Annotated in this window: 9 protein-coding genes; 5 read left to right on the plus strand and 4 right to left on the minus strand. The window is 72.1% G+C overall.

Annotated features, from left to right (window positions below):
• Together CCN44_RS23455 and leuE are read left to right on the plus strand one after the other, a co-directional pair.
• A partial coding sequence (locus CCN44_RS23455) for an acyl-CoA mutase large subunit family protein (protein WP_244203953.1) occupies nt 1–1581 on the plus strand: 1581 nt, incomplete at its 5' end.
• A gap of 72 nt (nt 1582–1653) precedes the next feature.
• Nucleotides 1654–2307 (plus strand): leucine efflux protein LeuE, encoded by a 654-nt coding sequence (gene leuE, locus CCN44_RS23460; protein WP_059252247.1) that lies wholly within the window; start codon nt 1654–1656, stop codon nt 2305–2307.
• A 128-nt stretch (nt 2308–2435) separates the two neighbouring features.
• On the opposite strand, the gene CCN44_RS23465 is transcribed toward leuE, so the two are convergent.
• Nucleotides 2436–3818 carry an FAD-dependent monooxygenase gene (locus tag CCN44_RS23465; protein ID WP_086699281.1) on the minus strand — a complete coding sequence of 461 codons (1383 nt, stop codon included), beginning with the start codon at nt 3816–3818 and terminating at the stop codon, nt 2436–2438.
• 72 nt (nt 3819–3890) lie between these two features.
• On the opposite strand from CCN44_RS23465, the gene CCN44_RS23470 reads away from it, so the two are divergent.
• Nucleotides 3891–4541 carry a TetR/AcrR family transcriptional regulator C-terminal domain-containing protein gene (locus tag CCN44_RS23470; RefSeq protein ID WP_059252249.1) on the plus strand — a complete coding sequence of 217 codons (651 nt, stop codon included), beginning with the start codon at nt 3891–3893 and terminating at the stop codon, nt 4539–4541.
• On the opposite strand, the gene CCN44_RS23475 is transcribed toward CCN44_RS23470, so the two are convergent.
• From CCN44_RS23475 to CCN44_RS23485, 3 genes are all read right to left on the minus strand, one after another.
• Nucleotides 4534–5682: an acyltransferase family protein gene (locus tag CCN44_RS23475; protein WP_223283810.1), complete on the minus strand. Its 1149-nt coding sequence runs from the start codon at nt 5680–5682 to the stop codon at nt 4534–4536. The genes CCN44_RS23470 and CCN44_RS23475 overlap by 8 nt on opposite strands.
• A gap of 256 nt (nt 5683–5938) precedes the next feature.
• Nucleotides 5939–7273: an alpha-2,8-polysialyltransferase family protein gene (locus tag CCN44_RS23480; RefSeq protein ID WP_086699284.1), complete on the minus strand. Its 1335-nt coding sequence runs from the start codon at nt 7271–7273 to the stop codon at nt 5939–5941.
• A complete protein-coding gene (locus CCN44_RS23485; RefSeq protein ID WP_059252251.1) occupies nt 7270–8247 on the minus strand; it encodes a glycosyltransferase family 2 protein in 978 nt (325 codons plus the stop codon). The genes CCN44_RS23480 and CCN44_RS23485 overlap by 4 nt, the downstream gene beginning before the upstream one ends.
• 198 nt (nt 8248–8445) lie before the next feature.
• Between CCN44_RS23485 and CCN44_RS23490 the strand changes: the two genes are divergently transcribed.
• Complete coding sequence (locus tag CCN44_RS23490) at nt 8446–9756, plus strand: DUF6716 putative glycosyltransferase (RefSeq protein ID WP_086699288.1); 1311 nt, start codon at nt 8446–8448, stop codon at nt 9754–9756.
• 23 nt (nt 9757–9779) lie between these two features.
• A partial coding sequence (locus tag CCN44_RS23495) for a cytidylyltransferase domain-containing protein (protein ID WP_414820516.1) occupies nt 9780–9981 on the plus strand: 202 nt, incomplete at its 3' end.

The raw sequence follows: 9981 nt of genomic DNA on the forward strand, positions 1-9981 counted from the left end.
TCGGCACGGCGGTCGGAGTCCGGCCTGCCGATCGAGCCGGTCTACGGGCCGGCCGCACTGACCGGCTGGGACCCGGACCGGAAGCTGGGCGAACCGGGCGCGTACCCGTTCACCCGCGGGGTGTACCCGACCATGTACACCGGCCGTCCCTGGACCATGCGCCAGTACGCGGGCTTCGGCACGGCGGCGGAGTCCAACGCCCGCTACCGGCAGCTGATCGCCCACGGCACCGCCGGCCTGTCCGTCGCCTTCGACCTGCCCACCCAGATGGGCCACGACTCCGACGCGCCCCTCGCGCACGGCGAGGTCGGCAAGGTGGGCGTGGCGATCGACTCGATCGAGGACATGCGGGTACTGCTCGACGGCATCCCGCTGGACCAGGTCTCGACGTCCATGACGATCAACGCGCCCGCCGCGCTCCTGCTGCTGCTCTACCAACTGGTGGCCGAGGAGCAGGGCGTCCCGGCGGACCGCCTGACCGGCACCGTCCAGAACGACGTGCTGAAGGAGTACATCGCGCGCGGCACGTACATCTTCCCGCCCAAGCCGTCCCTGCGGCTGACCGCGGACGTCTTCCGGTACTGCACCGCCGAGATCCCGAAGTGGAACACGATCTCGATCTCCGGCTACCACATGGCGGAGGCGGGCGCGTCGCCGGTGCAGGAGATCGCGTTCACCCTCGCCGACGGCATCGAGTACGTCCGTACGGCGGTGGCGGCCGGCATGGACGTGGACGACTTCGCCCCGCGGCTGTCCTTCTTCTTCGTGGCCCGTACGACGCTGCTGGAGGAGGTCGCCAAGTTCCGCGCCGCCCGCAGGATCTGGGCGCGGGTGATGCGGGAGGAGTTCGGCGCGCGCAACCCCAAGTCGCTGATGCTGCGCTTCCACACCCAGACCGCGGGGGTGCAGCTGACCGCGCAGCAGCCGGAGGTGAACCTGGTCCGGGTCGCCGTCCAGGCCCTGGCCGCGGTCCTCGGCGGCACCCAGTCCCTGCACACCAACTCCTTCGACGAGGCGATCGCGCTGCCGACGGACAAGAGCGCGCGGCTGGCGCTGCGGACGCAGCAGGTGCTGGCGTACGAGAGCGATGTGACGGCGACGGTGGACCCCTTCGCCGGTTCCTACGCCGTCGAGCGGATGACGGACGACGTGGAGGAGGCCGCCGTCGGTCTGATGCGGCGGGTGGCGGACCTGGGCGGGGCGGTCGCGGCGATCGAGCAAGGCTTCCAGAAGGCCGAGATCGAACGGAACGCGTACCGGATCGCGCAGGAGACGGACTCCGGGGACCGCGTGGTGGTGGGGGTCAACCGCTTCCGCCTGGACGAGGAGGAACCGTACGAGCCGCTGCGCGTCGACCCGGCCATCGAGGCACGCCAGGTGCAGCGCCTGGCCAGGCTGCGGGCCGAGCGGGACCAAGGGGCGGTGGACACGGCCCTGGACGCGCTGAAGAAGGCGGCCGAGGGGGAGGACAACGTGCTGTACCCGATGAAGGAGGCGCTGCGGGCACGGGCGACGGTGGGGGAGGTGTGCGGGGCGCTCCGCGAGGTGTGGGGGACGTACGAGCCGTCGGAGGTGTTCTGAGCTCGGGATGCCCTCGGGCACCCCTTCGGACGGGCAGGACCGCGTGTCGTACCCCCGTGCGACACTCCTCCCATGTTCGGCGTCATCGATCTCCCCACCTACCTCGCAGGTCTGATCCTGATCGTCCTGCTGCCCGGTCCCAACTCCCTCTACGTCCTCTCCGTGGCCGCCCGTCGCGGTGTGCGGGCCGGGTACACCGCCGCTGCCGGGGTGTGGTGCGGGGACGCCGTGCTGATGACGCTGTCCGCCGCCGGAGTCGCCTCGCTGCTCCAGGGGAACGCGCTGCTGTTCGGGATCGTGAAGTACGCCGGCGCCGGATATCTGAGCTGGCTGGCGCTCGGGATGCTGCGCAGCGCGTGGCAGATGTGGCGGACCCGGCGGGAGCGGGCCGCCGAGGACGCCGTCGAGCCGGCGAAGGGCGCCGAGGAACGGCCCTTCCGGCGGGCCCTCGTGGTCAGCCTCTTCAATCCCAAGGCGATCCTCTTCTTCGTCGCCTTCTTCGTGCAGTTCGTGGACCCGGGCTACGCCTACCCGGCCCTCTCCTTCGTCGTCCTCGGCGCCTTCGCCCAGCTGGCCAGCGGGCTGTACCTGAGCGCCCTGATATTCGGCGGCACGCGGCTGGCCGCCGCGTTCCGCCGCCGCAAGCGGCTGTCGGCCACGGCGACGTCGGCGGCGGGGGCGCTGTTCCTGGGGTTCGCGGTGAAGCTGTCCCTGGCCAGTGCGTGACGCTTCGCTGGACGCGGCCGGTGAGGGCGGCGTTTTCGGGTGAGGGTGCGGGTGCGTGGTGGGTTGCTCGCGCCCCGCGGCGGAGCCGCTGATCGACACGGTCCCGCGCCCCTCAGGCTGGTTGCGCCTCAGGGAGTCTCCAGAGCTCCCGTTCGCTTCGCATACGCCTCCAGGCCCTCCGTCGTCCTCCCCGCCCAGCCCACATAGCCGTCCGGGCGGATGAGGAAGATGCCCTCGCCGTACGAGTCGGGGGCGGCCGGGAGCGACACGAGCCCCGGCACCGAGGCGCCCAGCAGGGTCCAGTGCGGGCCCTGGAACGTGTCGAAGAGGCGTGCGCCCGCCACCCTGCCGTCGGGGGCCCGGTCGCCCGCGCGCAGCCCCTCGGCGTGCGGGCGGGTGTCCACGCTGAGGGACGAGTCCCGGTAGCCCACGTCCAGCTGCACCGTCGCCCTGCCCCGCTTGACCTCCCCCCGGTGCACCCCCGTCGACAGCTCCAGCATGGCCGCCGCGTTCGCGCGCCGCTCCTCCTCGTACGTGTCCAGCAGGGTCTCCGGCGCCCTGCCCCGCAGTACCGCGGCCAGCTTCCAGCCCAGGTTGTAGGCGTCCTGCACGCTGGTGTTCAGGCCCTGCGCGCCGGCCGGCGAGTGCACGTGCGCCGCGTCGCCGGCGAGGAACACCCGGCCCGTCCGGAACCGGTCCGCCAGGGCGGCGCGCGGGCGGAAGCCGGACGCCCAGCGCACCTCGGTCACGTCCGCGGCGCGCAGGTGCGTGTAGCGCGCGACCAGCTTGCGGATGCCGTCGGGGGACACGTCCGGTTCCTCGCCCTCCGGGAGGCGCGCCTGGAGCTGGAAGTCCTCCGCGCCGGCCAGCGGGCACAGCCCGACGGCGCCACCGTCCTCTCCCGGGAAGGCGTGCCAGTGGTCCCGGTCCAGACCCGTCAGCCGCAGGTCGGCCACCACGAACGGCGCCGGGTCCACCGTCTCGCCCGCCAGGCCGACGCCCAGGGCGCGCCGGACCGTCGAGCGTCCGCCGTCGGCGGCGACCACGTACCCCGCGCGGACCGTCGTACCGTCGGCGAATCCCACGGTCACGCCGTCCGCGTCCGGCGACAGGGCCGTCACCTCCCGCCCGAAGGCGACCCGCCCGCCCAGTTCCGCCAGCCGCGCGTACAGCAGCTCCTGGGTCCGCCACTGCGGGATCATCCGCGGCTCGGGGTACGGCGTGCCCTCGTCCGCCTCCACCTTCTCGAACATCGACTGCTCGCCCTGCCGTACGCCGTCCTTCCAGACCATCCGGTGCGGATAGGGCCCGCTCGCCGCCAGGACCGCGTCCACCACGCCGAGGTCGTCGAAGACCTCCAGGGTGCGCGGCTGGAGGCCCTTGCCGCGTGATCCGGGGAAGAGGCCGTCGGCGCGCTCCACCACCAGGGCGTCCACGCCGCGTCGGGCCAGGTCGACACCGAGGGTGAGACCGGTCGGACCGGCACCCACAATCAGAACATCCACGACAATCCTCCTTAACGCCGTTAAGTGCTGTCGCCCACGAGGATGTCCTTAACGGCGTTAAGGTGTCAAGCTGTCGGCGTGAGCACGGAACGTAGGGCGCCCCTGGACCGCAAACGGGTCGCCGACACGGCGCTGCGGCTGCTGAACGAGGTCGGCCTGGAGGGGCTGACCCTGCGCGCCATCGCCAGGGAGCTGGACGTCAAGGCGCCCGCCCTGTACTGGCACTTCAAGGACAAGCAGGCGCTGCTGGACGAGATGGCGACGGAGATGTCCCGGCGGATGCTCGCCGGTGCGGCGCTCGACCCCGCCGACACCTGGCAGGAGCGGCTGCTGAAGACCAACCGCGGACTGCGGACCGCTCTGCTCGGCTACCGGGACGGCGCCAAGGTCTTCAGCGGCTCGCGCTTCACGGGCACGGACCACGCACCCGCGCTGGAGGCTAACCTGCGGCTGCTGACGGCGGCGGGATTCACGCTCGCCCAGGCCGTCGACGCGGGCCGGACGGCGACCATGTACACCCTCGGCTTCGTCACCGAGGAGCAGGGCGTGCGCCCCCTCGGGGGCGAGCCCCGGGAGGGGTTCGAGCTGGAGGAACGCGCCCGCCGCCTGGCCGACTTCCCGCTCGCGGCCGAGGCCGGGAAGCTGCTCTTCGACGACTACGACCGGCAGTTCGAGGAGGGCCTCGCGGTCGTGGTCGCCGGTATCGGGGCGCGGTACGGGATCAGCTGAGCGCGCCCGCGGACGTCCCCGGCGTACGGGCCTTCTTCAGGGCCCGCTTCAGCCGGGGGCCGAACGGTTTCTCCACGAACCGGTACAGCAGCCAGGCCAGCGCCAGCATGCCCAGCACGGTCGCGGCGAGCGTCGGCCACGGCGGCAGGCCGAGCCCCCGGTGCAGCACCCGGATGACGAACCAGCCCAGGTGCTCGTGGACCAGGTAGAACGGGTACGTCAGCGCGCCGGCCGTGACCAGCCAGCGCCAGGAGGCCCACCGGGTCCAGCCCACCGCCACCGCGGCCACGGAGGCGAAGGCGACGGTGACGATCGCCAGGATGACGTACGGGTCGCGGTGGAAGTCGCCCTGCGCGCCGGGGTGCCACAGCCCGGTGGTGGCGGTGCTCTGCCCGAGCAGCCAGGACACGGCCACGATGCCCCACAGCAGCAGGTCGCCGCCGAAGCGGTGGATCAGGTACAGGGCCAGGCCGCCGATGAAGAAGGGCGCGTACTCGGGCATGACCAGCTGCTCGATGAGCGCGTTGCCGGAGGTGCGGCACACCACCGCAGCCAGCGTCCACACGCAGGCGAACAGCACGACTCGGCGGTAGGTGACCCCGCGCAGCACCACGCACAGGGCGAACAGCGCGTAGAAGCGGACCTCGACCCAGAGTGTCCAGCACACGCCCAGGACCCGGTCGGCGCCCATCGGCTGCTGCAGCATGGTCAGGTTGACCAGGAACTCGTCCGGCCGCACCGGGTGGACGACCACGGGCAGGGCGACGGCCGCGGCGGTGACCAGGACCAGGGCGGCCCAGTACGCGGGGTAGAGGCGGGCGACCCGGGAGCGGAAGAAGTCGCCCAGGGTGCGGCCCCAACTGCTCATGCAGATCACGAAACCGCTGATGACGAAGAAGAACTGCACGCCCAGACAGCCGTAGGTGGCCGCCTGGGACAGGGTCGGGAAGACCTGGGCCGGGCTCTGGTGCCAGGATCCGGAGACCGGGCCGCCGCGTCCGGCGTAGTGGTAGAGGCAGACCATCAGCGCGGCCAGCAGCCGCAGTCCGTCCAGGGCGTACAGGCGGCTCTGGCGCTCACGGGCCGGGCCGCGGGCGGGGGGAGCGGGCACGGCGGCGAGCGCGGGGGAGGAAGCAGGCATGATTCTCGGCACCTAACCCGACTGGCGTTAATCTTCTTTGTCTTTCAGGTGAAGATCCCCGGTGCAGAGGAATCGTTTCATCAGCACCGGGGTGAATCACGGAAAAGACATGGCCGACAAGCCGACGGTTCACCCACCGGCCCGCGTTCGTTCATCTGCCGGTCGTTCTGCCTTCCTGGTTTCTCCGTCCGTCCGCAGCGGTGAACTCGCCGGCGGCGAACGGGGGGCGGGCCCGGCCCGGGTCCGCCCCCGGCGGTCAGCGCCGTACGGCCTTGCGCAGGCTGCGCGCCTTGCGGGCCACCCGGCGGACCGTCGCGTTGCGCGGGATGAACGACAGCTGGGCCGGCACCCCGCCGGGCAGCGCCAGCGAGGTCAGCCGCTTGCGCTTGAAGTAGCGCTGCGTCCGCTCGTTCAGGTTCCCCGCCAGCCACGCCTCCGCCTCCGCGCGCAGCCTCGGCAGGACCTTCGGCTGCATCGCGAATCCCACCGCGCGCACCAGCGCGCCCAGCGCCGCCACCTCCATGCCCTGCCGCTGCTCGGCCACGGCCGCCGTGTCGGCCAGGTCGGGCAGCAGCCCGTCCACGATGGTGACCGGGATCCGGTTGCTGTTCTCGTACGGCGTCAGCCGCTCCAGCAGCAGCTCGGTGCCCACCCGGGCCACCGGCAGGCCGTACAGCGCGGACGCGGTGAGCAGGGCGGTGGAGAAGCAGCCGACGACCAGCGCGGGACGCATCCGCTGGTACAGCACCTCCGCCAGCACCGGCGTGTCCAGCACGGTCAGCTCGACCTCCAGCTGCTCCGCCGCCTGCTCCAGGGAGCGGGTGTAGCGGGCCGGCGCGGACGGGTGCGGCTTGAACACCACCCGGGTGTGGCCGAGGGCGGCGGCGCCCTTCAGCATCCGTACGTGCAGGTCCTCCTCCTGCTCGGGGGTGAGGATGTCCAGCGCCGACAGGTACTGGCCGAGCAGCAGCGCGGGCTCCTCGACCGCCGGCAGCTCGTCGCCGAGCGGGGCGAGTTCGGCGAGCACCTTGGTGAAGGCGGGCGTCGGCACGATCTCGCCGGGCACCCCGAACTCGGTGAGCAGCAGCGGCTTCAGACCCGGCACCAGGTCCAGGTGCAGGACCCGGTCCACGCGGGTGCCGACCAGCGGGTCGATCTTGTTGCGGGTGGGGCCGTAGCTCATCAGCCCGTCGGCGTAGACGGTGACCGGCGCGCCGGTGAAGATCTGCGCGAGCGCCAGCGAGGGATTCACCTGGATCGACTCGACGGCCAGCTCGACGTCGTCCGTGCCGAGCTGCCACTCGTGCCGCAAGTAGCGCTCCCACAACGGCAGATCGTCCCCGCGCGGCGCCCAGCCACCGGGGTGGAAGGGGAAGATCGCCGCGTTGTACGACACCACGTCGTCGAACCGGTCGCGCAGCCGCTCGAAGCCCGGCATCTCGTCCAGCGCGGGCGCGGTCTCGGGCGTGGCCGCGTTGTTGCAGACCAGCAGGATCCGCCGGTCGGCCGGGCGGAAACAGCCGGAGTCCAGGGCGGCGGCGAGCGTGGCCGTGCCGTACAGCGTCGACGCCTGGAAGATCTGGGTGGTCACGCGGCGACCCCCGCGGCGGCGGGGCGGCGGCGCAGCCGGCGCAGCCGGGTGGCGCGTTGCAGGTCCATGGAGTCCAGCGCCTCGTCCAGCACGTCCTGAGGCATGCGCCGCAGGGCGGCGGCACTCAGCGTCTTCAGTTTCTTGGCCACCGGCGGCTCGAACCTTTCGATGGATCCCAGGTGATGGGAAATGATCGCGCAATAGGTGCGGACGGCCTTCGGCAGCAGGACGTCGGCCTCCCGGTCCGCCGCGGTTTCCGCGATGACCTGATCGAACGCTCGGATGAAGTCGAGCTGCCGCACATCACCGATCTGGGTGAGCGAGGAGGCGACCCCGCGCCGGTAGAACACGCCGAGCAGGCTCACCGCGGCGAAGGACTCCGCCTCCCGGTGCAGCTTCCAGATCCACGGCCGGTCCTCGGCCGTGCGCAGCCCGTCGGTGAAGTGCAGCAACCCCCGCTCCACCAGCCGCCGGTGGTAGATGCCGGCCCACGCGTACGCGTAGTCCACCGAGGTGGACCGGTCGGCGGGCAGGATCGCCTCCCGCGGGTCCAGCACCACGTTCCGCCGGCCCACCGGCACCCGGTGCACGCTGCGCGCCCGGGCGGTGCACTGCACATGGTCGGTGCGCAGGAAGTCGCAGCCCAGCTCCTCGATGGCGGCGAGCAGCCGCGGGAAGTAGCCGGGGGCGAGCCAGTCGTCGCCGTCCAGGAAGGTCAGGTACTCGCCGCGCGCCCGGTCGATACCGGTGTTGCGCGCGGTCGCCAGCCCTCCGTTCTGCTCGTGCCGGACCAGGACCGCACCCGGCAGCTCGCGCTCCGCGCGCGCGAGAATGCCTGGGGTCCCGTCGCGGGAACAGTCGTCGACGAGAATGAATTCGAAGTCCTCACGCGCGTTCGACTTCAGGCTCCTGAGCGTGTCGGGCGCGTATTGCTGCACGTTGTAGAACGGCACGATGACGGAGAGCTTGACCACGTCAAGGACGTTAGGGCGCGGCCCGTCATTCGTCTTGACGGCCTGCTTGATACCGGGTGAACGGCGCGTGGCGAAGCTGTGAACCGGGCTGTATTCCACCGCGTTCGCGACCTGATTCGCCATTCGGCGATGTGCTGTTAACCGTTTGTTGCATTCGGGTTGGGCGGAACCTCGGAATCGCTTCCTAGCGTCTCCGGCGTGCCAGCAAGTGCAACGAAGTCCCTGCGGGTCGCCGTCCTCGCGGACTCCGACACCCGCTGGAAGTGGGGCGCGCTCACCGCAGAGCGGCTCACTCCCGCGGCTGCCGAGGTCCGGCTCGACGGCTACCTCCTGCGGGGACGCGCCACCCCCACCGCCCGCCAGCTGAAGGAAGTCGGCGTCCGCGCCGACTCCCTGCGCGAGGTCACCGGCGTCGAGTTCCTGCGCGAGATGAGCGAGGCGTCGTACGACGTCCTCGTCCTCGCTCTGGTCGGCGGCGGCGTCCAGGCCATGCTGCACGGGCTGCGCGCCGCCTGGGGCTCCGGGCAGCGTCCCGTGGTCGTCACCGGCTATGTCGGCGTCGTCTACGAGAAGCTCGCCGACGGGCTGCTGCTGCGGCACGGCGCGGACCTCGTCCTCGCCAACTCCCGTCACGACGCGGACCGGTTCCGGGCCGTGTACGAGGGGGTCGGCGCCGACGCCTCCGCGGTCACCGAGGTCGCGCTGCCCTTCCTCGGCGGCACCCCCTACACCGGCGAACACGAGCCGTACACCGTGGTGTTCGCGGCCCAGCCGTCGGTGCCGGACAACCGCCGGGACCGTACGTACCTGCTCAACCGGCTCATCGAGCACGCCCGCAAGCACCCCGAGCGCGAGGTGCTGCTCAAGCTGCGCTCCAAGCCCGGCGAGCACACCACCCACATCGAGGAGCTGCCGTACCAGAAGCTGGCCCAGGGCACCGACCTGCCGACCAACTTCCGCCTGGTGTACGGGCACATGGGCGAAGTGCTGGACCGTACCGACCTGCTGGTCACGGTCAGCTCCACGGCCGCCCTGGAGGCCCTGCACCGCCGTATCCCCACGGCCGTCCTCACCGACCTCGGGATCCGCGAGGCGCTCGGCAACCACCACTTCACCGGCTCCGGCTGCCTCGCCTCCTGGGAGCAGCTCGACGCCGGGCACCGGCCGGTGCCCGACGAGGAGTGGGTGGCCCGGCAGGGCGTCGCCGCCGACGGTTTGTACGCCACCGCCTTCGACGCGGCCCGCGAGCGCATCGCCAAGCTGCTGGACCGCCCGGGCGGCCTGCCGCCCCTGACCCCCTACTACACCCCCGAGACCGCGCCCGGCTATCTGCCCGGCATCCTCGCCCGCCACCACCTCGGCCCCGACGGCGCCCCGCTGCCCGGCGCGCCCGCCGCCGACAAGGCGCCCGGCCCCGTCCGGCAGATCGTCCGCCGGGCCGCGCGCGGCGCCTACCGGCACGGCGTCCAGCGAGTCGCCCCCGTGATCCGGCGGATGGGCGAGCTGTGACCTCACTCCAAGGAGTAGACCCCATGTCCCACTCGGAAGCGGGCCCGGGCACGTCGCTGCGCCGGGTGCTGGCGGTGATCCCCGCGCGCGGCGGCTCCAAGGGCGTCCCCGCGAAGAACCTCGCCCCCGTGGGCGGAGTCCCGCTGGTGGCGCGCGCGGTGCGCGAGTGCCGGGCGAGCCGGCTGGTGACCGACGTCGTCGTGTCCACCGACGACCAGGCCATCG

This window comes from Streptomyces tricolor (assembly GCF_002155905.1).
Lineage (GTDB): Bacteria > Actinomycetota > Actinomycetes > Streptomycetales > Streptomycetaceae > Streptomyces > Streptomyces tricolor.

Coding starts and splice junctions, on each gene's coding strand:
- leuE (WP_059252247.1), top strand. CDS start 1,654: ATGTTCGGCGTCATCGATCTCCCCACCTACCTCGCAGGTCTGATCCTG.
- CCN44_RS23475 (WP_223283810.1), bottom strand. CDS start 5,682: ATGCCTGCTTCCTCCCCCGCGCTCGCCGCCGTGCCCGCTCCCCCCGCC.